Genomic DNA, 22311 nt, shown 5'->3' on the forward strand with positions numbered 1-22311 from the left:
CAGGCCCGCAAGTTGAACTGCGGGCCTGATTTAACTGATTATCTGATTATCTGATTATCTGATTATCTGATTATCTGACCACCATGACCGAGATATTGGCGTGGCGCACAATCGCCGCTGCATTAGATCCCAGCAGGTAAGTTTTCACGCTCGGACGGCGCGAACCTATGATGATCAAATCCGCTTTGATTTCCTCAGCCAATTCCAGCACCTGATCGCGCGGGGAGCCAAAGCTGATGGTGTAATCCAGACGTTCCAGCGGAATATCAATTTCCGACATGATTTTCTTGAGCTTATCTACCGCTTTTACTTCCGCTTGATTCTCAAACTCCTTGATGCCAAACGAATAGGCGGTAACGAACGCTGAAGCGTCCGGTAGCGCGTGGAAGAAATGCACTTTGGCACCGGAAATTTTTGCCAGGTACTCGACATTCTTCAAGGCGTGCTCTGTCAGCAGATCTTCTTCGATATCTATCGGCACTAGTATGGTCTTGTACATATTACATCCCTTCTATGTAAACCTTGGTACCTATAGGGTACTGCCGGGAGAAAGTTGCGTGAACCGCTTTCTCGCGCTTTTGTGATCGCCGGTAACTCCTGACCAGGATAATTGACTATTTAACAAAATATAAACATAGCGAGGTTAACAGCTAGTCGATTAATTATTTCAACACCCGTTAAATAAGTTGCAAATACACGGCTTTCGCCGTAGCGGCGGTTTTATTGGCAACGGACAGTTTTTTAATCGAATTACCAATATGAAAATTCACCGTCCTTTCACTCAATCCCAGAAGCATGGCAATTTCCTCTGAAGTTTTACCTTCGCTGCACCAGCGTAAAATATCCTTTTCACGCATCGTCAACACGTCTTTGATCGCCTCGTCGTTCACCGATATCAATGCTTCGCGCAACGTTTTATGGGCTATCTGCGCCAACCACAAAAAGAAGGTTTCGTTATGCGCACCTGCCTGCGGCGACTGTTCAGGGATTTTTTTGCCGGCAAAAGTGAGAATGCCCAGCCGGCCGTAGCAGTCCTTGATCGACTGTGACCAGCCTTCACGAATGCCGAACTGCGCCATACGCCACCACAGTTCCGGTTTATCTTGATAGAACCCTTCGTCCCAATGAAACTGCAGAGTGGAATGATGGGCCTGATCGATAACCGGATCCTGCAGATAGACCCGCAATTTGCGATAGTCCTCCAGGTATTCGGCGGGATAGTTCCCTTCTATCTGCATTTTGGGCCGGCTGGCGGGGTAACATGAAAATACGGTATAGGAATAGTATTCGAAGCCCAACGTCTGGGCGCAGAGTTCCAGACGGCGTAAAAAAAGCTCGCGATCGTGCACACTGCCGAGTAAAGCGTCCATCAAAGGCTGAATACGGGGGTCCATAAAACACGTTCTCCAGAAAGCAGTACCGGGTTATCGATAAGTGACATTAACTATAGTGGGGCATCAGGGCTACAACAGCCGTTTCATAGTATAAAAAATACGATGGCTATAACAAAAGAAGCTATGGTCATCCGAACGCTAATAAATAACGCTTTTAACGCTGACGAATAACCGGAATTACGCGAATACCATAACCGCCTATTATTGTAAACCTGTCACTTTTACCGTTAGACAGTCATCTCGCCGCCAATTACCTTCGCCATAGGCACCCGGTGCCGTTCCAAATCCAAATAAATTATAAGCATTTGCGAATTCTGCAATGCAGAAAAATACTCACGGGGATTTTCTATGGCAGAGAACAATTCGGCAATCCGTTCAGCCGCCGTTATTGGTGCGGGGACCATGGGCAGAGGCATCGCCTACCTCCTGGCGCTGAACGACATACGAACCGTACTTTATAATCGCAATAGCAATAATCTCAATCAGGCCCGTGACTATATTGTCAGTGACCTGGACAGAAAAATGGATAACGGAAAAATAACCCTGCAGGAAAAAGGGCAGGTATTAGCCAATATTATTTTCTCGGCCGTTTTTGATGCGATAGCCGACAGCGATCTGGTGATTGAAACCATTGCGGAGGATGAGCAAACCAAGCATGAAATCCTTGCAGCCATCGCGGCTACGGTAAAACCAGAAACGATTATTGCAACCAATACCTCATCGCTGTCGTTGAACAAGTTGGCGGCAGGGGTGGAAAACAATCCGCGCTTTATCGGCCTCCATTTTTTCAATCCGGCACCGCTGATGAAGTTGATCGAAATTATTCCCTCTTATTTTACCTCTCACGCCACCACTCTACGCTGCCAGCAGTTGGTAACAACGTTGGGTAAACAGTTTGTGGTCTGCAAAGCCACACCGGGCTTTATTGTTAATCGCATGGCGCGGCCTTTCTACCTGGAAGGGTTCCGGCTGCTGGAGGAAAACGTGGCGCTGGCACCGCAGATCGACCGCGCCCTCAAGGCTGGCGGGCGTTTTCGCATGGGGCCTTTAGAACTGACTGATTTTATCGGCCAGGATATCAACTATCAGGTCAGCAAGCAGATTTGGCAGGATATGCAGTTCGACCCCCGCTATACCCCCGGCCATTTGCAACGCTCGCTGGTGGATGCCGGGCTGCTGGGGAGGAAAAACGGGCGTTCTTTTTTTTCCGCCCAACCTGCGACGCCGCCCAGCCCCACCACAGAGGGCGACACGCCGACTTCACTGCATTTTTATGGTGAGCACGCGTTATTTGATCATCTGCAACAGCGCGCTCTGGCCGTCTGGCCTGCGCTGCGCGTTCAACGGTTGCCGGAACGGCCGGAGCTGGGGCGCTTTATCCTGGTGAACAACAGGCTGGCGATCAAAATCACCGATGGCAGAACGGCGAACCTGCTCGCCAGCCTGACCGCTCTCGATACCTTCGTGATTGATGCCGCACTGAATTACGCCGATACCGCCTATCTGGTGGCCGCCCACAATCAACATGCCACAGAGAGGAACAAGGCGCTGTTTCTGACGCTGCTGCAAACCGTCATCGCTCAGGTGGAATTTATTAAAGATTCCCCTGCCCTGATCGTTGCCCGCGTACTGAGCAGCCTCATCAATGAATCGGTGATCATGGTAGAAAGCGGTGTTTGCAGCCGTGCGGATATCGATATCGCCGCCGTTGCCGGTGTGAACTATGCAGACGGCATTTTCGCCTGGCTGACGCAACTCGGGCAGAAAAACGTGAAATCGACGCTGGATAACATGGTGCAACTGCTGCACTCCACGCGCTATTACCCGCATTACTCATTGCTGAACGCGGCCCGGCCTGAGCTGGCTGTAGCACCCTAAGGAAAAATGATGACGATTAAAGACGACGGGGTCTATCTGATCGACGGCACGCGCACGGCGATCGGCGCTTACGGCGGCAGTCTGGCGCTGACGCGTCCGGATGATATGGCTGCTGTCATTATTCGGGCGCTGCTGCAACGGCACCCTGAGGCAGAGCTGGATATCGATGAAGTTATCCTGGGTTGCGCCAATCAGGCCGGTGAGGACAACCGCAACGTCGCGCGTATGGCGGCGCTATTGTCTGGCCTGGATCAGAGCGTACCGGCCATTACTCTGAACCGGCTGTGCGCTTCCGGGCTGGATGCCGTGATCTACGCAAGCGCGAAAATAAAAAGCGGCCTCAGCGATCTGGTGCTGGCAGGCGGCGTAGAAAGCATGAGCCGGGCGCCCTACGTGATGGGCAAAAGCGAAACGCCTTTCGACAAGGGCGTCAAGCTGTACGACACCACGTTGGGCTGGCGTTTTGTCAATCCACGGTTGGCGGAGCGCTATGGTTGCGATCCGCTGGGCGTTACGGCGGAGAACGTGGCGCAACAACACCAAATATCCCGTGAGGATCAGGATATTTTTGCCCTGAGCTCGCAGCAAAAGGCCTGGAAGGCTATCGAAAATGGCCGATTGGCCAGAGAAATCACGCCACTCGAGGTGCAGGCGGATCGTAAAACCAGCAAGACTTTCGAACAGGATGAATTTCCGCGCCAGACCACGCTGCAAAAACTCCATGCGCTGAAGCCTGCCTTTATTGCCGACGGATCGGTAACCGCCGGCAACGCCTCCGGCATCAACGACGGAGCTGCCGTGCTGCTGTTGGCTTCCGGCCGTTATGTGAAACGCAAATCGCTGCAACCGCTGGCGGAGATCGGCGACAGCGCCAGTGCGGGCGTTACCCCATCGGTGATGGGTATCGGGCCGATCGCCGCTACAGATCGGTTGCTGGCGCGAACCGGCTTTACCCTGAACGATTTTGACGTGATTGAAATTAATGAGGCATTTGCCGCACAGGTGTTGGCGACGCTGAAAAACTGGCGCATCGATTTCGACGATACACGGGTCAATCCAAACGGCGGCGCCATCGCCCTCGGTCATCCACTCGGGATGTCAGGCGCACGGCTGGTGCTTTCCGCCGCGCTGGAACTCAACGCCCGGCAGGTAAACAACGCGCTGGTGACGATGTGTGTCGGTGTCGGCCAAGGCGTTTCATTGGTTATTAAAGCCCTCTAATGCAAGGAATTCCGTATGAGCGTATTAAACATTCTTGAAGAAAAATTGGCCGAAACCAAAAAACAGGGACGGTTCCGCGAGTTCCTCAACCTCGAACGCAGCGTGGTGGATAAACCCTGGGCCACCAGCCACGGGCAGAACGGGGAGCGTCGTCTGAACGTCTGGTGCTCGAATGATTACCTGGCGATGAGTCATCACCCCAAAGTCATCCTGGCTACCACCGAGGCGGTGAATCGCGTTGGGCTGGGCACCTGCGGCGCTCGCAGCATTTCCGGCACCTCGGTCTACCACAGCGAGCTGGAAACGCTGCTGGCCAGCGCCTACGGCAAAGAGTCCGCATTGCTGTTCACCACCGGTTTCGGGGCCAATGACGCTACGTTGTCCACACTTTGCGACGCCATTCCCAATCTGATCGTATTTTCCGATGAGCTTAACCACGCCTCGATGATTTACGGCATCCGCTACAGCAAGGCGGAGAAAAAAATCTTCCGCCACAATGATGTGGCGCACCTTGAAGAGCTCCTGCTGGCGGCCGAACCTGGTCGCCCCAAGTTGATCGCCTTCGAGTCGCTCTATTCGATGGACGGCGACTTCGCGCCGCTGGCGCAGATTGTGGAACTGGCGGAGAAATATCAGGCGCTGACCTACCTGGACGAGATCCATTCCGCCGGCGTTTACGGCCATCGCGGCCTTGGCTATGCCGAGCAACTGGGCCTGTTGGATAAGATCACCATTATCCAGGGCGGCTTCGGCAAATCTTACGGGGCCGCCGGGGGCTACATCGCCGCACCACGCGTGGTGGTTGAGGCCGTGCGCAGTTGGGCGCCGGCGTTTGTCTTCAGCACGTCGTCCCCTGCGCCAGTGGTGGCCGCCGCGTTGGCCAGCTTTAAATACAACCTTGAGCACGATAATCAACGCAAACACCTGCTGGCGATTATCGATCATCTTAAGTCCGGCCTGCGCGCCGCCGGTATTCCGCTGGTTTCGGAAGACAGCCACATACTGCCGGTGCTGGTCGGCGATCCGCACCGGAACAAACACATCAGCAAGGTGCTGCTCGACGAATACGATATTTACGTGCAGCCGGTGAACGCCCCAACGGTACCGGCAGGCAGCGAGCGTTTGCGCGTTACGCCGACCTCTGCCCATACTCATGAAGATGTGGATTATTTCCTGGCGGCGTTAAGCAAAGTCTGGACCGCCAATGAATTACGGAGAGCAGGATGAAGTTGACGGATTATAACGGCCATTTTCTCACGCTTTGTCTGATGGCGGCCGGCACCTTTGCCATTGGCACCGATGCGTTTATCGTCGCCGGCGTACTTACCGAGATTTCCGACACCTATACTGTCAGCCCCGCTCAGGCGGGGCAGTTAATCTCGGTGTTTGCCCTCGCCTATATGCTGTTTGCCCCGCTGACCGCCTGGCTGTTTGGTAACCTCAACCGCAAGCATATTCTACAGATCGCCCTGATATTATTTATTGCCGGTAATCTGGCCTGCGCGTTTGCCGACAGCTTTTTGCAGATCTCTGCCGGCCGCGTGCTGGCAGCGTTGGGAGCCGCCGCCTACACACCACAAGCCGCCGCCGCCGCAGTCGGGCTGGTGTCGGAAAAGCGCCGCGGGCTGGCTATCTCCATCGTTTACGGCGGCATGACGCTGGCAATCGCCCTCGGCATTCCCTTTGGCACCTTCCTGGCCAAATTGATCGGCTGGCGGGAGATTTTTCTGCTGATCGCTCTGCTGGGCGCCGTTTCTCTGCTGGGGCTTTCGCTGGCGCTGCGCGCCATTGCGGCACCGGGTAAACACACGCTGAAAGAGCGGCTTGCCCCGCTGCGACAAAAAGCGGTGCTGACCACATTGCTGATCACTTTCTTTGCCGTCTGTTCCGAGCATATTGTGTACAGTTATGTCAGCGTGCTGCTGAAAAATACCCAACTGGGCGCGGAGGCCATTTTACCGATCGCGCTGCTGGTATTCGGCGCAGGTGCCGTCATTGGCAATTTCGTTTCCGGCGTGTTGACCGATACCCTCGGCAGTAAGTTTGTGCTGTTGTTTTCGGTGTCTATTCAAACGGTCTCGCTGTTTCTGCTCACCTTTTACGTTACCTCCCCCTGGTGGGTACTGGCGATCTTTCTGGTGTGGGGCATTACCGGCTGGATGTATCTGGTGCCGATCCAACACCACTTGCTGTCGCTATCGAAACGCTTTGGCGCACTGACCGTTTCACTGAACAGTTCCGTACTCTATGCCGGCATCGCCGCCGGCGGCATGCTCGGCGGTCTGACGCTGTATACGCTGCCGGCCTATTATCTGCCGCTGTTTTCGCTGCCTCTGGGCGCCATCGCCCTGCTGTTGACGCTGTTCTTTTTCCAGGGAGAGAAAGCCTATGAATGACCCGCTGCCTCCGGTGCTCTACGAGCGCCACGATGACGGCGTTGCCGTTATTACCCTCAATCGGCCGGAAAAAAAGAACGCCATCAATCTGGAAATGGCGCGTCTGATTCAAACTTATCTGCAACAGGCCGAGCAGGATGATGCGATTCGGGCGATTGTGCTGACCGGCCATCCGGAGGTATTTTCCGCCGGGATGGACATAAAGGCATTTCGCCAGGGGGAACTGCCGGTGGTCGAACCTGAGGGATTTGGCGGCATCGTGCATGCCCAACTCGTCAAAATCCTCATTGCCGCCGTCGATGGCATGGCCTTCGGCGGCGGTTTCGAGATTGCGTTGGCCTGCGACCTGATCGTCGCCAACCGCAGCGCACGATTCAGTTTCCCGGAAACCGGGCTGGGGCTGATTGCGGCACAAGGCGGCTGTTCACGGCTGCCTGCGCGGATCTCTCCTTATGTTGCCCTCGACTGGCTGCTGACCGGCCGATTGATCACCGCAGAGGAAGCCTGGCAACACGGGGCGATTTCCCGTATCAGCGAAGGATCGGCCCGGGAAGAAGCGCTCAGCGTCGCCCGGCAAATCGCGCACAAAAGCCCGCTGGCCAGCCAGGCCGTGAAGGCTATCGTCCGTCATGGATTAACTCAACATGAGGCACCGACGTTTGACTATCAACAAGCTTGGGTTGAACAGGCGCGACATGCGGCAACAAAGTTCTTTTGAGAACATTCTTAGTGAATGGTAATCATTCGCAGTCTAACGTTTAATCACTACAAGACCGCGTTTGAGAAGCCATTGACCCCGCTCAGCGGGGATTTTTTTGCCCTTTTAATCCTTCTCGGAAGAAAAATGTTTCATAAACAGAAAGGTGCAAGGCTTGCTTTGGTGCTGGTTGATCAAAGGCACCAGACGCGTGAAATGTTCGGTTTGGCAATGTGCGTCCAATGCAGCCCGATCGGGCCACTCCTCGACAAAAATAAAATGCCCCGGGTCCTGATGGTCAATAAACAGCTCATAGGAGAGGCAAAGTGGCTCCTGACGTGTTTTCTCCACCAGTTCCCGATACAGCGGCATCACCGTTTCAACACAATCGACCTTGATAAAATCCTCAGCAATTACCTTTAGCATGGCGTTTTTTCCTTTTAGCGTATCTATCATGTGGGCCCACTCTACCGCGAATCCTTATTCCCGAGGCTCCTGTTCGACACCTCATCGGAACCCCGGATAGCGCGAGTTGTCGGGTAAAACGTCGCTCTTTCCCCAATATTTAACCTTTATTGAAGCGTGAAAGAGGACACTGGTTCTCAGACACATTTCATGAGGTTTTTTTATGGCGGAATTGAGCCATATTATCGCTAAATACAGCCCGGAGCCGGGCTTTCTGCTGCTGTTCATCTTTCTGTTTTCGTTCGGCAAGTCGGTAATTTTCATTTCGTCGCTACTGCCGCCGGCGTCGATTACGCTGATGCTGGGCATTGTCGCCGGCAAACCGGTGCTGGCCGACGGTTACGTCTGGGGGGCGATTGCTCTGGGTGCGACGCTCGGTTCCATTTTATCTTTCCATTGCGGGGCGCTGCTCCAGGGCCGTGAACACGGGAAGTGGTTGCCGGCCAGATATCACAGCGCGTTGCACAAGGCTAAGTCAGCCTTGCAGCAAAAAGGCGTGATACTGTTGTTTGTCTCACGTTTTTTGGCCGTGATGCGCTACACCGTGCCTTTGGTCGCCGGTATGATTTCGTTGCCGCGTAAGCAAGTCTACTGCGCCAGCGCGCTCTCCGCCGGGATTTGGGCGGTGGCGTTGATGTCTGTTGGTCAACTGCTGTAAACACTTTCTACCGCTCTCCGAAACACCGCGCGATAAGCCCGAAGAGGTTGAATGCTGAGGTATAATAATATTTATCTTCAGATGGGATGCTGGCTTCACATGAAGCTCCTCGGCACTATAAGGAAATAAAATGCCTCTCCTGCGTATCGCCACCACCGCCCTCCTGGCAGCGCTCAGCTTAACCGCATGCAACAGTAATTACCCTGAGCCAAAACGCGCCGGCGTCGCGATAACGGATTATTACCACGATGTAACCTACGCAATACGTATGGAGACGATCATAAAGGATAACTATTACGGGCAATAATGCAGTATGTCCATATCCCTAAACCGGCAGGGTAAGGTCACCGATATCAATAATGTTGAGGGTTTTAAGCCATTGTGCGAAGCAGGCATGACCGCCGTATTCTCGGCAGAGCTCCCGGTACCGCCGGATGAAAAGACCCATGAAGCCTTCAAAAAACTCGTGATCGTCTTTCAGCCGCAGCGAACCTAGGGTTCGGCAAAGCAAATGCCCTCAGATTTCCATTATCAATTTTGCTGCATATTGAGGGATCAAGTGTCGATAGAAGGGTGCGAAGATAGACTCTTGTTGCGCCAGATCACCTTTTCTGAACACGCGCGGCAAATCGACACTATTTTTTCGTCTTGCGACACGAGTACGCCACAACTTAGGGGCGAAAAGAAGCAATAAAGAAATGTAACCGCATGATTTATTGGTGGGTCGTACAGGGTTCGAACCTGTGCCTCATTGATTAAGCGTCAACCGCGCCACTCATCGTTCTAGCGCCCCAACGGGTTAAAACAATTCGCCTCTCCATAATCAATGTCAAACGCTTACATTCATTACTTTTTCTCATGCGATATTTTCAACCCTCTGTTTTATCAACAAGATAAGGCTGATTAGGGCTATTAATCTGCTACAGCGAGGAGTAATCTTCCGCCCCCAAGACGTCCGATTTGCCTCCTCGGTGTAAAGAATAATCGACTTTTATCCCTCGCATAAATGTTGTAAACATGTTGCACAAAGATGGCGTTATTGCACTACCTTACTAAAGCCGGGTTAACCGGATAATCGTATAAAAAAGAGCCACTTCAGAGCTCGCTATTTCACCCATGACAGGTAAAACAGGACATCATCAGATGGTAGATCACTCTAAAATAGCTACGGACGCGACGCCTGCGTCAGAAGATCATCTACGGCGAAACCTAACTAACCGACATATTCAACTGATCGCCATCGGCGGCGCTATCGGTACAGGTCTGTTTATGGGGTCCGGCAAAACCATCAGTCTGGCCGGGCCTTCCATCATCTTCGTGTACATGATCATCGGCTTTATGCTGTTTTTCGTGATGCGCGCCATGGGCGAGCTGCTGCTCTCCAATCTGGAATACAAATCCTTCAGCGATTTCGCCGCCGACCTGCTCGGCCCCTGGGCCGGTTTCTTTACCGGTTGGACCTACTGGTTCTGCTGGGTCGTTACCGGCATCGCCGACGTGGTGGCGATCACCGCCTACGCCCAGTTCTGGTTCCCCGGGCTGTCGCAATGGATCGCCTCTTTGTTGTGCGTATTACTGCTGCTGGGCCTGAACCTGGCGACGGTGAAGATGTTCGGCGAGATGGAGTTCTGGTTTGCGATGATTAAAATCGTCGCCATTGTCGGGTTGATCGTCGCCGGGTTGGTGATGATCGCCATGCAGTTCCAGTCCCCTACCGGTACCGTCGCGTCGTTCTCACACCTGTGGAATGATGGCGGCATGTTCCCGAAAGGCATCAGCGGCTTCTTCGCCGGCTTCCAAATCGCGGTGTTCGCCTTTGTCGGCATCGAGCTGGTGGGCACCACTGCGGCTGAAACCAAGGATCCGGAAAAAGTGTTGCCGCGCGCCATCAACTCCATTCCGATCCGCATCATCATGTTCTACGTGTTCGCGTTGATCGTGATTATGTCGGTTACGCCATGGAGTTCTGTGGTTGCCGATAAAAGCCCGTTCGTCGAGCTGTTCGTGCTGATCGGCCTGCCGGCTGCGGCCAGCGTGATCAACTTTGTGGTGCTGACCTCCGCCGCCTCTTCCGCCAACAGTGGGGTGTTTTCCACCAGCCGCATGCTGTTCGGCCTGGCGCAGGAAGGCGATGCGCCGAAGTCGTTCGCCAACCTGTCCAAGCGGGCGGTGCCGGCTAACGGCCTGACTTTCTCCTGCATCTGTCTGTTGGGCGGTGTGGTGCTGATTTACCTGATCCCGAACGTAATGACGGTGTTTACGCTGGTGACCACCGTCTCCGCCATTTTGTTTATGTTTGTCTGGACCATTATCCTGTGTTCGTATCTGGTTTACCGTAAGCAACGCCCGGCGCTGCACCAGAAATCGATCTACAAGATGCCGGCCGGCAAGCTGATGTGCTGGGTGTGCATGGCGTTCTTCGCGTTTGTACTGGTGCTGCTGTCGCTGCGCGATGACACTCGTCAGGCGCTGATCGTCACGCCGCTGTGGTTTGTGGTGCTCGGTTTGTCTTACGTGTTCCTGCGCAAGAAAAAAACCGCCTAAAAACAACAGGGGGATAATCGCTTATCCCCCTGCATTTCCGCTATTGAGACGATTAACGTGGGCGTATCCCGTCGATAATCACCCGCTGCACGTTTTCCACCGTCTGCTGAAAGAACGCCTCATCATCCAACGTCTTGCCGGTCACCGCTTCTACCTGCACCCAAAAATCCGCATAGTGCTGAGTGGTAGCCCACAGCATAAATATCAGGTGATGCGGCTCCACCGCCGCGATATGGCCTTCGGCGATCCAGCGCTCAATCATCGCGGACTTCTCGTCCACCAGCGCCTTCAGCCCGCCCTGCAACTCCAGCTTCAGCAACGGAGCGCCCTGGATCATCTCCAGACAAAACAGCCGCGAGGCCTGCGGGTGATGGCGGGACACGTCCAATTTAAGGCGGATATATTCGCGAATAGCCTGCAAGGGTTCCTGATCGGCGCGCAGCGCTTTGAGCGGTGCCAGCCACACGTCGAGGATGCCTTTCAGCACCGCAACGTATAGCTCTTCTTTCGAAGGGAAGTAATAAAGCAGATTGGTTTTGGACACGTCGGCGCGTTCCGCCACCTGATCCAGACTGGTGCCGTGAATACCGTACAGCGAGAAAAACTCCAGTGCCGCATCCATGATAGTGCTGCGTTTTGCAGCCACCGCACGCGAGCGGCGCGTAGGCGGTTTAACGGGTTGTTGCTTCACTGCAGCTCCTTGGCGCCACCTGATTCGGTCACCAGCATAACAAAGCCATTGCGTGAAACCCACGCATTTACCTACTCCTTTCGGGGGATTTTTTGCACCTTTTACGGGCAACTGCGCCTGATTTTTGTGCACATATTTTTTACCAAACGGTCCATTTTGGACCATTCGCTCAACAACCCCCGTCACACATAAACCTCAATCAATTGATAAATAGGCCATTTTAAAAACTGGCATTGCGTTTGCTATATCCATGACAAGCGCCGCGCAATTTGGAACCCGCAGGAAGCATTCAAGCAGCGCGTGAACCGTCCCATTCGCAGACCCGAGGTGTTCAAATGAAAATTGGCGTATTTATCCCGATCGGCAACAACGGCTGGCTGATTTCCAGCAATGCTCCGCAATACAAACCGACGTTTGAACTCAACAAGACCATCGTGCAGAAGGCCGAGCATTACAATTTCGATTTCGCCCTGTCGATGATCAAACTGCGCGGCTTCGGCGGCAAAACCGAATTTTGGGATCACAATCTGGAGTCCTTCACCCTGATGGCCGGGCTGGCCGCAGTCACCTCGCGCATCAAGATCTACGCCACCGCCGCCACCCTGACCATGCCGCCGGCGATCGTCGCGCGGATGGCTTCCACCATCGACTCTATTTCCAACGGGCGTTTTGGCCTGAACGTGGTCACCGGCTGGCAAAAACCGGAATACGAACAGATGGGCATGTGGCCGGGCGACGATTACTTTGGCCGCCGTTACGACTATCTGGCGGAATACGTGAAGGTGCTGCGCGATCTGTGGGGGACAGGCAAATCCGATTTCAAAGGCGAGTTCTTCCAGATGGACGACTGCCGCGTCAGCCCGCAGCCGCAGGCGGACATCAAGGTCATCTGCGCCGGGCAGAGTGATGCCGGCATGGCCTTCTCGGCCAAATACGCCGACTACAACTTCTGCTTCGGCAAGGGCGTCAACACCCCGACCGCCTTCGCGCCGACCGCCGCACGGCTGAAAACCGCCGCCGACGCCGAAGGCCGCAGCGTCGCCTGTTACGTGCTGTTCATGATCATTGCCGATGAAACCGACGAGGCCGCACGGGCCAAATGGGAAAGCTATAAGGCCGGTGCCGACACCGAAGCGCTGGCCTGGCTGACCGAACAAAGCGGCAAAGACACCAAATCCGGCGCCGACACCAACGTGCGCCAGATGGCGGACCCGACCTCGGCGGTCAATATCAATATGGGCACGCTGGTCGGTTCCTACGCCAACGTGGCGCGCATGATGGATGAGATTGCTACCGTGCCCGGCACCGAAGGCGTGTTGCTGACCTTCGATGACTTCGTGAAAGGGGTGGAAGACTTCGGCGAGCGCATCCAGCCCCTGATGAAAAGCCGCGCCGACGTTTGCCCGACAACCGCTGATAGCCGTGAGGTGGCCTGATGAAAATTGTTGAAAACCAGCCGGTAGTACGCCGCCAGTCGCCGGAAACCGGCGCCACCGTCACTCTGCCCGCTCGCCCGGAAGCCATCGCCTTTGCACCGCAGGAAACCGCGCTGATCGTGGTCGATATGCAAAATGCCTACGCCTCGCAGGGCGGTTATCTCGATCTCGCCGGTTTTGACGTCTCGGCCACCGCTCCGGTGATCGCCAATATCAAACGCGCCATCAGCGCCGCGCGCGCCGCCGGTATCCGGGTGATCTTTTTTCAGAACGGCTGGGACAATCAGTATGTGGAAGCCGGTGGCCAGGGTTCGCCCAACTGGCATAAATCCAACGCGCTGAAAACCATGCGCAAGCGCCCGGAGCTGATGGGCAAGCTGCTGGCCAAAGGTGACTGGGACTACGATCTGGTGGATGAACTGCAGCCGCTGCCGGGCGATATCGTCATCCCGAAACCGCGCTACAGCGGCTTCTTCAATACCCAACTCGACAGCCTGTTGCGCTCCTACGGCATTCACCATTTGGTATTTACCGGCATCGCCACCAACGTCTGTGTGGAATCCACGCTGCGCGACGGCTTCTTCCTCGAATATTTCGGCGTGGTGCTCGCGGATGCCACTCACCAGGCCGGGCCGCAATTTGCCCAGCAGGCAGCGCTATATAACATCGAGACTTTTTTTGGCTGGGTGTCGGACGTCGACAGTTTCTGCGATGCGCTCATCGCCCCACTCAGCCAAACGGCATGAGTTTTGCCGGCTTTACCCTTTGATCATTCATCAGGAGCAAGACTATGCCAAAAACCATCATTACGCCGCCGGGCACCGGCAAACCGCTGGCCCCCTTCGTCCCCGGCACGCTGGCCGATGGCGTGGTTTACGTCTCGGGCACGCTGGCGTTCGATAAAGACAATAACGTGGTGCACGTCGGCGATGCCGCGGCGCAAACCCGCCACGTGCTGGAAACCATTAAAAGCGTGATCGAAACCGCCGGCGGCGGCATGGATGACGTGACCTTTAACTCGATCTTCCTCACCGACTGGCAAAACTATGCCGCCATCAATCAGGTCTATGCGGAGTATTTTCCTGGCGACAAACCGGCGCGCTACTGCATTCAGTGCGGGTTGGTGAAACCGGACGCACTGATTGAGATCGCTACCGTGGCCCATATCGGCCGCTAACCCCTTATCCGCAGAGGATTGAGAATGTACTTTGAGATTTTGGGAAAAGACACACCGCTCGCCCCCACCGTGGTGCTCTCTGCCGGTCTGGGCGGCGCAGGCAGTTTCTGGCAACCGCAGATTGACGTGCTGAGCGAGCATTTCCGGGTGGTGGTTTACGATCATCAGGGAACCGCCCGCAGCAAGGGCGAGATACCGGCCGGCTACAGCATGGCCGATATGGCGGATGAGGCGGCACAGTTGCTGCGCTCGATTGGCGTTGAACGCTGTTATTTCGTCGGCCACGCGCTTGGCGGCATGATTGGCCTGCAACTGGCGCTCAACCACCCGCAATTGGTCGAAAAGTTGGTGGTGGTCAATGGCTGGCCGACGCTGGACAGCCAGACCCGGCGCTGCTTCAAGGTACGTCAAGACCTGTTGCTCAACAGCGGCGTGGAAGCCTACGTACGTGCCCAACCGTTGTTCCTGTTCCCCGCCGACTGGCTGTCGCGGCACGAAGCGCTGCTGGACGAGGAACTGGCGCATCAGGTGGCGCATTTCCAGGGGACAGAAAACCTGTTGCGCCGCCTGAATGCGCTGATGAACACCGATTTCCGCCCGCAGTTGGCGGACATCTCCACGCCGACGCTGGCGCTATGCTCCCGCGACGATTTGCTGGTGCCTTACCACTGTTCGCATCAACTGGCGGAAAGCCTGCCGTTCGGCGAACTGGCGCAGATGGTGTACGGCGGCCATGCCATGAGCGTGACGGATGCTGAAAACTTTAACCGCATCCTGCTCGGCTGGCTGCTGAAACCCCACGGCCAGTCGTCTGCTTATAGCCCTGCAGACGCTCAGCTCGAGCCCACAGGGCAGAGACACTGAGCTTAACCGCCAGGCCGCCACTATTGGCTAGCCAAAGGAGAAACAGTATGCAAACCCAAACCCTTCTTGCCAGTGCGACGCTTGCACCGCCGGACGTAGAAAAACAAGACTTCCGCGACGCGATGGCGCGCCTGGGCGCTGCGGTGAATATCATCACCACCGACGGCCCCGCAGGCCGCGCCGGGTTTACCGCTTCTGCGGTATGCAGCGTTACCGATACGCCACCGACGTTGCTGGTGTGTCTGAACCGCTCCGCATCGGTGTATTCGGTGTTCAAGCAAAACCAGACGCTGTGCGTCAATACGCTGGCGGCGGAACACGAGTCGCTGTCGAATCTGTTTGGCGGAAAAACGCCGATGGACATGCGATTTTCTGCCGCACGTTGGTCCACGCTGGCAACCGGCTCCCCCATTCTGCACGGCGCAGTGGTCTCCTTCGATTGCCGAATCAACCAAATTGTCAGCGTCGGCACCCATGACATTCTGTTTTGTCAGGCAGTGGCGTTGGTGCGTAATGATGAAAGCCACGGGCTGGCTTACTTCGATCGCCGCTATCACCCGTTGCTGAAGCGATGATTTGCCGATGATGCCGTAACGCGCACTCACCTGCGCCCTAACCTGTACCCCTGTTTTGGAGATGACGATGGCGAATACCTGGTTTCCCCAATGGCGCATGAAGCAAGGCAGTCTGGACGGTACGGTGGTCGCACCCGATGAAAGGTTGCCGCTGGTGCCAACGCTGGTTATGGGCCTGCAACATGCGGTGGCGATGTTTGGCGCCACAGTGCTGATGCCGCTGCTGATGGGCTTTGACGCCAACCTGGCCATATTGATGTCTGGCATCGGCACGCTGCTGTTCTTCCTGGTGGTCGGCGGCCGAGTGCCGAGTTACCTCGGTTCCAGCGCGGCGTTTGTCGGGCTGGTGATCACCCTAACCGGTTATAGCGGCCAGGGCGCGAACCCGAACATTGCGCTGGCGCTGGGCGGCATCATCGCCTGCGGGCTGGTGTATCTGCTGATCGGGTTTGTGGTGATGAGCGTCGGTACCCGCTGGATCGAACGCCTGATGCCGCCGGTGGTGACCGGTGCGGTGGTGATGGCGATCGGCCTGAACCTGGCGCCTATTGCCGTACGCAGCGTCTCGGCCTCCAATTTTGATAGCTGGATGGCGGTGGTCACCATTTTGTGTATCGGTTCGGTGGCGGTATTCACCCGTGGGTTGATGCAACGACTGCTGATCCTGATTGGGCTGATCGCCGCCTATCTGATTTATGTGGCCGTGACCAACGGTTTTGGGCTCGGCAAACCGGTGGATTACAGCGCGCTGAGTCAGGCCGCCTGGTTTGGCTTACCGCAATTCACCGCGCCGGCGTTTAACCTGCACGCCATGCTGCTGATTGCCCCGGTGGCGATCATTCTGGTGGCGGAAAATCTCGGGCATGTGAAGGCGGTTGCAGGGATGACCGGCCAGAACCTCGATCCCTATATCGGTCGCGCCTTTGTTGGCGATGGACTGGCGACCATGCTGTCTGGCTCGGTAGGCGGCACCGGGGTCACGACCTATGCTGAAAATATCGGCGTGATGGCGGTAACCAAAATTTACTCCACCCTGGTGTTTGTCGCCGCAGCGGCGGTGGCGATTGTTCTGGGCTTTTCACCGAAGTTCGGTGCGCTGATCCACACCATTCCAGGCCCGGTGCTGGGCGGTGCCTCGGTGGTGGTGTTCGGTTTGATTGCCGTCGCTGGCGCACGTATCTGGGTGCAAAACAAGGTCGATTTGGGCGACAACGGCAACCTGATTATGGTGGCAGTAACACTGGTGCTGGGTGCCGGCGATTTTGCGCTGACCATCGGCAACTTCACCATGGGGGGCATAGGCACTGCCACCTTCGGTGCCATTATTCTGAATGCGCTGCTGCGCAACCGTAAAATCCTGCCGCTGGCGGACAACGCCGCACGTTGATACCGAGGGCCCGGCCTGCCGGGCCTTATTCAACCAGCGCCGCGGCTTTGCCCTTGCGGCGAATGCGCAGTTCGCTGACCAGCACGCCCAGCACAATCAGCCCGCAACCCAGCAGGGCTACCCCCGGTAAACGTTCCCCGGCGATACGCCCGACGATCCCCGCCCAGACCGGTTCGCCGGCATAAATGACCGTAGCGCGGGTCGGTGACATGCTGCGCTGCGCCCAGTTCATCGTCAGTTGAATCATGGCGCTGGCAATGCCCAGCCCTATCGCGCTGTACAGCAGATAACTGGTGTACGGCGGCACCGCCTCGCCGGTCGGCACCATCATCAGGAACGAGGCCAGCGATGCCGTGGCCAGTTGCACCACCGTCACCCGTTTGATATTCACCTTACCGGCATAGGCGCCAATCAGAATGATCTCGGCCGCCATTCCCAGCGTGCCGATCAATGTCAGTATCTCGCCGACGCTGAGCGTCATATCCGCACTGCTCGGCGCGGCCAACAGCATCAGACCGGTGAACGCCAACAGAACGCCGACCCACGACATCAGGCCGGGAAAACGCCCCAGCACCAGCCACTGTAACAGCGGCACCATCGGCACATACATGGCGGTGATAAATGCCGACTGGCTGCTGCTGATCGTTTGCAACCCAAGGGTTTGCAAGCCGTAGCCAAACATGATGGCAATGCCGATAAACACGCCCGCTTTCAGTTCATACCAGGTTAACCCGCGCAGAGTACGCAGGGAGAACAGCGTCAGCACCAACGTGGCGGCGGCAAAACGCAACCCGACGAAAAAAAACGGCCCGCTGACCTGCATGGCGTGATGCACCGCCAAAAAGGTTCCGCCCCAGATCATGGTGATGAAAATCAGCACCGCTTCCTGAAGTTTAATTTTGGAAATAAGTGTAGAAACAAAAGATTTTTTTACTGCAGACACTGACTTGCCCTTAATGCCGGGTGCAATATAATGCACAGATCGCACCAGTATGAGGGAATGCCTGCGGATGAGCAATATAGTGCACAATGAAAAACATGACGCGCTCAAAGTGCTGCAATATCTGAGCAGCAACCTGCGCGGATACCGCCAGCAAGCCGGGCTAAGCCAGATGGCGCTGGCGGAAAAATCCGGCGTCAGCCGCCGCATGCTGGCCGGGATTGAGGCCGGCGACCGCAACGTCAGCCTGGCGGTGTTGGACAAATTTGCCGAGGCGCTGAATATCGCCTTCACCGATCTGATCCAGGCACCGGAAGCACGCGGCAATCATCTGGTGGGTGAACTGGCCTGGCAAGGTCGCGAGCCGGCAAGCCAGGCGGTGTTCATCGCCAGCGTTCCCGCACGTCAGCGGGTGGAGCTGTGGGAATGGGCGCTGATGCCGGGCGAACGCTACGACTCGCTGCCGGATGCCGCAGGCTGGAATGAGATTATCTATGTGATCACCGGCAGCCTGACGCTGGTGCTGGAGCAACAGACCCTGACGCTGGATGCCGGTGAAACCCAGGTGTTCAACAGCGATCAGCACTATGCCTACGTCAACCGCACCGATCGGCCGCTGCGTTTTATCCGCAACGTCACCTTTTAATCATCCAGCGCCGGCACTTCCGGCAGCTCTTCCAACGGCGGCTGGATCCCCTCGGAAATGTAATCCCTGGCGGCGAAAGTACGTTCATCGCCCACGTCGTCCTCCACGACCACATGCTTGATGGCGCCGTCGCTCAGCAATACCCGTTTGATGCCACGATATGATGTCATTGTTTCCTCCGTTAATAGGCCGGACACACTGCAAGTGTAGTTTAGTCCTCGTCGGCCGCGGGTGTCACCCGCCTGTCGTGCGCACCCTGCGGCTACCAGATGTTTTCAGCCGTTGGCAACGGCAGCGGCCGGAGCAAAAGCTCAGGCATCTGCACTGAACTTCAGCCAGTCCGCCAGCCTGGCGAGCGCGCTACCTGGCCTGATTTCCTGTGGCGACAACAAACAGTAACCACTGCCGTCCGGCGTAAAACCGAAGGGTGCGCTCAGTAAGCCGGCGGCCACATCATCGCGTACCTGCTGCCACGGGCCGATGGCAATCCCCATCCCCGCCACTGCCGCCTGCAGGCTGAAATAGAAATGGTCAAAACGCTGCTCCGGCCGGCCAGTCAGCGCCACGCCTTGCCCCTGCGCCCATTGCCGCCAGGCGTCGGGACGGGTGGCGGAATGCAGCAGTACCGCGTCGTGGCTCAACTGCGGTTGGCCGTCGCCAAGGGTTACCCAGCGCCGCAGCGTTTCAGGTTTGCACACCGGTCCGACCCGCTCGCTGAACAACGCCAGGCTGTACAGCTTATCCCCCCAGTCAAAATCGTTGCGCCGGATAGCGGCGGTAATGCCGTCATGAAACGAAAATGGCCCGCCACCGGCCACCAGTTGCAGGTTGATTTCCGGGTGCGCCTGCTGAAACGCCGGCAGGCGTGGTATCAACCAGCGCATCAATAACGTTGGCTCGCACGACAACACCAGTGGCGCGTCCTGCGCCTGCCGGCGCAGCGTTTGCGCCGTATGATCCAGAATGCCGAATGCTTGCTGAGACGCCTGAAACAGCGTGTGCCCGGCTGGCGTTAGATATACCCGCCGGTGGCGGCGTTCGAACAACGCAACGCCCAGCTCATCCTCCAGCGCCCTGACCGCACGGCTGACGGCCCCATGCGTCAGATTCAGGCCATTCGCCGCCTGCGTAAAGCTTTCCAGTCGCGCAGCGGCCTCAAAGCAGCGCAGCCCGCCCAGTGACAGCGGCCGATTAATTTTGCGTGAGTTTTTCTCACTGATATTGTCAGATTTCATCGTTTGTCACCGCCGGCTATTCCTCTTATAAATCAGCCACTCTAATTCTGATTTTTTACAGGATAACTATGACTGAACTCCTCGCCGTCGTCACCATCACTTTACTCGCCGTTATCAGCCCGGGACCGGACTTTGCCATGGTGTCGCGCAACAGCCTGCTGCTTTCCCGCCGCGCCGGGGTACTGACCGCCTGCGGTATCGGCGCCGGTGTGTTGATCCACGTGAGCTATACCCTGGTCGGTGTCGGCGTATTGATCCAACAATCGCTGTGGCTGTTTACCCTGCTGAAGGCGATCGGCGCCGCCTATTTGATTTATCTGGGTGTCAGCATGCTGCGCCACGCCGGGGCTGCCGCTGCCGCCTCTTCCCGCGCAGACACAGCCGCCACCAGTGACTTCGCCGCGCTGAAGACCGGTTTTTTGACCAATGTGCTGAACCCCAAAACCACTATTTTTATCGTCAGCCTATTCATGCAGGTGGTCAATCCGCAGACGCCGCTCAGCGTGCAGATCGGCTATGGGTTGTTTATTGCGGTTGCTCATATTCTCTGGTTTGCCGCTGTAGCGCTGCTGTTTTCCGCGCCGGGCGTCAATGCGCGCCTGCTGCGCCTGCGCAAAGGCATCGACAGAGCCTTTGGCGGCCTGCTGATCGCCTTCGGCGCGCTGCTGGCGGTAGCCGGCATCAAATAAGGTCCAAGGATAAGTTCAGCATTCACTTCTATGCTTATGGGGCCACTCTTTCAATCACCGAGCGGGGAACGCAACATGGCAAAAGTTTTGGTCCTTTATTACTCAATGTATGGGCATATCGAAACGCTGGCAGAAGCGGTAGCAGAAGGCGCGCGCAGAGTCAGCGGCGTTGAAGTCACTGTGAAACGGGTGCCGGAAACCATGCCGCCGGACGCCTTCGCCAAAGCCGGCGGCAAAAGCGATCAAAAAGCGCCTGTCGCCACGCCACAGGAGTTGGCCGATTACGATGGCATTATCTTCGGCACCCCTACCCGCTTTGGCAACATGGCCGGGCAGATGCGCACCTTCCTCGATCAAACCGGGGGGCTGTGGGCTTCCGGCGCGTTGTATGGCAAGGTCGGCAGCGTATTTTCTTCCACCGGTACCGGCGGTGGCCAGGAGCATACCATCACCTCCACCTGGACTACGCTGGCGCACCACGGCTTTATTATCGTGCCGATCGGCTACGCCACGCCCGAGCTGTTTGACGTCTCCCACACCCGCGGCGGAACGCCCTATGGCGCGACCACTATCGCCGGTGCCGACGGCTCGCGTCAGCCCAGCCAGGAAGAACTGACCATTGCCCGTTATCAGGGCGAACACGTGGCGAAAATCACCGCCAAGCTGAAAAGTTAAGCAATAACCTTCCGTTATCTACCCGGTGGGGCCGCGGATTCGTTCGGCCCCATCTTGTTGCCAACCCGCAGCAAGGTTAAAATGCCGCTCAGCCTGCCATTCACTACCTGAACGTCACGGTCGAAATTCGTTCTGCCCGTCTATCACCGGCATTGGCCCTGATGGCGGGCGTTCTGTTTTTGCGCATAGCGAAGGGAAATAAGTCAGTGTCTAAAGATTTTGATGAACTAATAAGAGACATGGATCTTATTATTGAAAATGTAGACAGTTTCAAGGCTATGGCCCCGCGCGCACCCGAGCCACCCGTTGCGCCGCCGGCAGTTCACCACTACGACTCGTTCTGCGAGAACGTTGCGCTGAAAGTGGTGTTGAAAGTCCTGCTCTCGTCTGTGGATAAAATCGTCAAGGTGCAGATTGCCAATAAGGTCGAGCAGGAGATCGCCCAGATAGAACAGCAGGTAGTACGTGCCGGCGGAGGGCCAGTATCGCCTGAAGATCTGGCACAGATGACGCAGTATGTGCGCCGCACCGTAAATAACCTGTTGGAATAAACACAAGCCTTATTAGTCGGTGGTATCGAAGGTTAGCCGCCTGCTGCTATCGCCGCTCTCGATTTCCCCCTCCAATTCGACACAACTTTGTGTATCAGCTGTAGCACATTCACAACCTGAATGTGTTGCATTGTTGTATTCATTTCACTGATATAAGTTAAAAACACTGTAAATACATACAGTATAATTTAA

25 protein-coding genes and 1 tRNA gene are annotated in these 22311 nt (G+C 56.2%); 18 read left to right on the forward strand and 8 right to left on the reverse strand.

Translation table 11 applies throughout. The features are described from left to right. Positions 1–70: 70 nt before the first annotated feature. A complete protein-coding gene (locus tag QZQ97_RS08985) occupies positions 71–499 on the reverse strand; it encodes a universal stress protein (protein WP_004942906.1) in 429 nt (142 codons plus the stop codon). 178 nt (positions 500–677) lie between these two features. After that, positions 678–1394, reverse strand: a complete 717-nt coding sequence (locus QZQ97_RS08990) for an autoinducer binding domain-containing protein (RefSeq protein WP_311993153.1) — start codon at positions 1392–1394, stop codon at positions 678–680. A gap of 348 nt (positions 1395–1742) precedes the next feature. Between QZQ97_RS08990 and QZQ97_RS08995 the strand changes: the two genes are divergently transcribed. Genes QZQ97_RS08995 through QZQ97_RS09015 form a run of 5 tightly spaced genes read left to right on the forward strand, consistent with a single transcriptional unit; the run spans position 1743 to position 7607 of the window. After that, on the forward strand, positions 1743–3272 hold the full coding sequence (locus tag QZQ97_RS08995; protein WP_311993154.1) for a 3-hydroxyacyl-CoA dehydrogenase NAD-binding domain-containing protein: 1530 nt from the start codon (positions 1743–1745) through the stop codon (positions 3270–3272). Positions 3273–3281: 9 nt separating this feature from the next. Then, the gene (locus QZQ97_RS09000; protein WP_311993900.1) at positions 3282–4493 is read left to right on the forward strand and encodes an acetyl-CoA C-acyltransferase; all 1212 of its coding nucleotides are present in this window, start codon (positions 3282–3284) and stop codon (positions 4491–4493) included. Between the two features lie 15 nt (positions 4494–4508). After that, positions 4509–5720, forward strand: coding sequence for a 5-aminolevulinate synthase (hemA, locus tag QZQ97_RS09005; protein ID WP_311993155.1), 1212 nt, complete (start codon positions 4509–4511; stop codon positions 5718–5720). Further along, positions 5717–6889 (forward strand): MFS transporter, encoded by a 1173-nt coding sequence (locus QZQ97_RS09010; protein WP_311993156.1) that lies wholly within the window; start codon positions 5717–5719, stop codon positions 6887–6889. The genes hemA and QZQ97_RS09010 overlap by 4 nt, the downstream gene beginning before the upstream one ends. After that, a complete protein-coding gene (locus tag QZQ97_RS09015; protein WP_311993157.1) occupies positions 6882–7607 on the forward strand; it encodes an enoyl-CoA hydratase-related protein in 726 nt (241 codons plus the stop codon). The genes QZQ97_RS09010 and QZQ97_RS09015 overlap by 8 nt, the downstream gene beginning before the upstream one ends. Positions 7608–7712: 105 nt before the next feature. Here the strand turns inward: QZQ97_RS09015 and QZQ97_RS09020 are convergent, their stop codons facing one another. Beyond that, positions 7713–8012, reverse strand: a complete 300-nt coding sequence (locus QZQ97_RS09020) for a putative quinol monooxygenase (RefSeq protein ID WP_311993901.1) — start codon at positions 8010–8012, stop codon at positions 7713–7715. 202 nt (positions 8013–8214) lie between these two features. Here QZQ97_RS09020 and QZQ97_RS09025 point away from each other — a divergent pair, with 202 nt between their 5' ends. Together QZQ97_RS09025 and QZQ97_RS09030 are read left to right on the forward strand one after the other, a co-directional pair. Next, complete coding sequence (locus QZQ97_RS09025) at positions 8215–8709, forward strand: DedA family protein (RefSeq protein ID WP_311993158.1); 495 nt, start codon at positions 8215–8217, stop codon at positions 8707–8709. Positions 8710–9022: 313 nt separating this feature from the next. Continuing rightward, on the forward strand, positions 9023–9205 hold the full coding sequence (locus QZQ97_RS09030) for a cell envelope integrity TolA C-terminal domain-containing protein (protein WP_311993159.1): 183 nt from the start codon (positions 9023–9025) through the stop codon (positions 9203–9205). Between the two features lie 221 nt (positions 9206–9426). On the opposite strand, the gene QZQ97_RS09035 is transcribed toward QZQ97_RS09030, so the two are convergent. Further along, positions 9427–9502, reverse strand: a tRNA-Lys gene (locus tag QZQ97_RS09035). 350 nt (positions 9503–9852) lie between these two features. On the opposite strand from QZQ97_RS09035, the gene cycA reads away from it, so the two are divergent. Further along, positions 9853–11253, forward strand: a complete 1401-nt coding sequence (gene cycA, locus QZQ97_RS09040) for a D-serine/D-alanine/glycine transporter (RefSeq protein ID WP_311993160.1) — start codon at positions 9853–9855, stop codon at positions 11251–11253. Positions 11254–11305: 52 nt separating this feature from the next. On the opposite strand, the gene rutR is transcribed toward cycA, so the two are convergent. Beyond that, a complete protein-coding gene (gene rutR / locus QZQ97_RS09045) occupies positions 11306–11944 on the reverse strand; it encodes an HTH-type transcriptional regulator RutR (RefSeq protein ID WP_013812371.1) in 639 nt (212 codons plus the stop codon). 335 nt (positions 11945–12279) lie between these two features. Between rutR and rutA the strand changes: the two genes are divergently transcribed. From rutA to rutG, 6 genes are all read left to right on the forward strand, one after another. Then, positions 12280–13380, forward strand: a complete 1101-nt coding sequence (gene rutA / locus QZQ97_RS09050) for a pyrimidine utilization protein A (RefSeq protein WP_311993161.1) — start codon at positions 12280–12282, stop codon at positions 13378–13380. Next, positions 13380–14126 (forward strand): pyrimidine utilization protein B, encoded by a 747-nt coding sequence (gene rutB / locus QZQ97_RS09055; RefSeq protein ID WP_311993162.1) that lies wholly within the window; start codon positions 13380–13382, stop codon positions 14124–14126. The genes rutA and rutB overlap by 1 nt, the downstream gene beginning before the upstream one ends. Before the next feature lie 44 nt (positions 14127–14170). Further along, a complete protein-coding gene (rutC, locus tag QZQ97_RS09060) occupies positions 14171–14557 on the forward strand; it encodes a pyrimidine utilization protein C (protein ID WP_311993163.1) in 387 nt (128 codons plus the stop codon). A gap of 24 nt (positions 14558–14581) precedes the next feature. After that, the gene (gene rutD / locus QZQ97_RS09065) at positions 14582–15421 is read left to right on the forward strand and encodes a pyrimidine utilization protein D (RefSeq protein ID WP_311993164.1); all 840 of its coding nucleotides are present in this window, start codon (positions 14582–14584) and stop codon (positions 15419–15421) included. Between the two features lie 47 nt (positions 15422–15468). Then, positions 15469–15996, forward strand: a complete 528-nt coding sequence (gene rutF / locus QZQ97_RS09070) for an NADH-dependent FMN reductase RutF (protein ID WP_311993165.1) — start codon at positions 15469–15471, stop codon at positions 15994–15996. 67 nt (positions 15997–16063) lie between these two features. Then, complete coding sequence (gene rutG, locus QZQ97_RS09075) at positions 16064–17383, forward strand: pyrimidine utilization transport protein G (RefSeq protein ID WP_311993166.1); 1320 nt, start codon at positions 16064–16066, stop codon at positions 17381–17383. Positions 17384–17408: 25 nt separating this feature from the next. Here rutG and QZQ97_RS09080 read toward each other — a convergent pair whose 3' ends face one another. After that, a complete protein-coding gene (locus tag QZQ97_RS09080) occupies positions 17409–18326 on the reverse strand; it encodes a DMT family transporter (RefSeq protein WP_311993167.1) in 918 nt (305 codons plus the stop codon). 67 nt (positions 18327–18393) lie between these two features. On the opposite strand from QZQ97_RS09080, the gene QZQ97_RS09085 reads away from it, so the two are divergent. After that, positions 18394–18969 carry a helix-turn-helix domain-containing protein gene (locus QZQ97_RS09085; protein WP_311993168.1) on the forward strand — a complete coding sequence of 192 codons (576 nt, stop codon included), beginning with the start codon at positions 18394–18396 and terminating at the stop codon, positions 18967–18969. Here QZQ97_RS09085 and QZQ97_RS09090 read toward each other — a convergent pair. Together QZQ97_RS09090 and QZQ97_RS09095 are read right to left on the reverse strand one after the other, a co-directional pair. Further along, entirely contained in the window at positions 18966–19139 is a 174-nt protein-coding gene (locus QZQ97_RS09090; RefSeq protein ID WP_311993169.1) for a hypothetical protein, read from the reverse strand. The genes QZQ97_RS09085 and QZQ97_RS09090 overlap by 4 nt on opposite strands. A gap of 141 nt (positions 19140–19280) precedes the next feature. After that, positions 19281–20204: a LysR family transcriptional regulator gene (locus tag QZQ97_RS09095; RefSeq protein WP_311993170.1), complete on the reverse strand. Its 924-nt coding sequence runs from the start codon at positions 20202–20204 to the stop codon at positions 19281–19283. Between the two features lie 68 nt (positions 20205–20272). Between QZQ97_RS09095 and QZQ97_RS09100 the strand changes: the two genes are divergently transcribed. The 3 genes from QZQ97_RS09100 to QZQ97_RS09110 all read left to right on the forward strand — a co-directional run bounded on the left by QZQ97_RS09100 (position 20273) and on the right by QZQ97_RS09110 (position 22119). Beyond that, complete coding sequence (locus QZQ97_RS09100; protein WP_311993171.1) at positions 20273–20893, forward strand: LysE family transporter; 621 nt, start codon at positions 20273–20275, stop codon at positions 20891–20893. Between the two features lie 75 nt (positions 20894–20968). After that, on the forward strand, positions 20969–21568 hold the full coding sequence (gene wrbA / locus QZQ97_RS09105; protein ID WP_311993172.1) for an NAD(P)H:quinone oxidoreductase: 600 nt from the start codon (positions 20969–20971) through the stop codon (positions 21566–21568). A gap of 239 nt (positions 21569–21807) precedes the next feature. Beyond that, positions 21808–22119 (forward strand): hypothetical protein, encoded by a 312-nt coding sequence (locus tag QZQ97_RS09110; RefSeq protein ID WP_037430565.1) that lies wholly within the window; start codon positions 21808–21810, stop codon positions 22117–22119. The last annotated feature ends 192 nt before the right edge of the window (positions 22120–22311 follow it).

It is taken from the genome of Serratia sp. root2, assembly GCF_031931805.1.
Taxonomy (GTDB): domain Bacteria; phylum Pseudomonadota; class Gammaproteobacteria; order Enterobacterales; family Enterobacteriaceae; genus Serratia; species Serratia inhibens.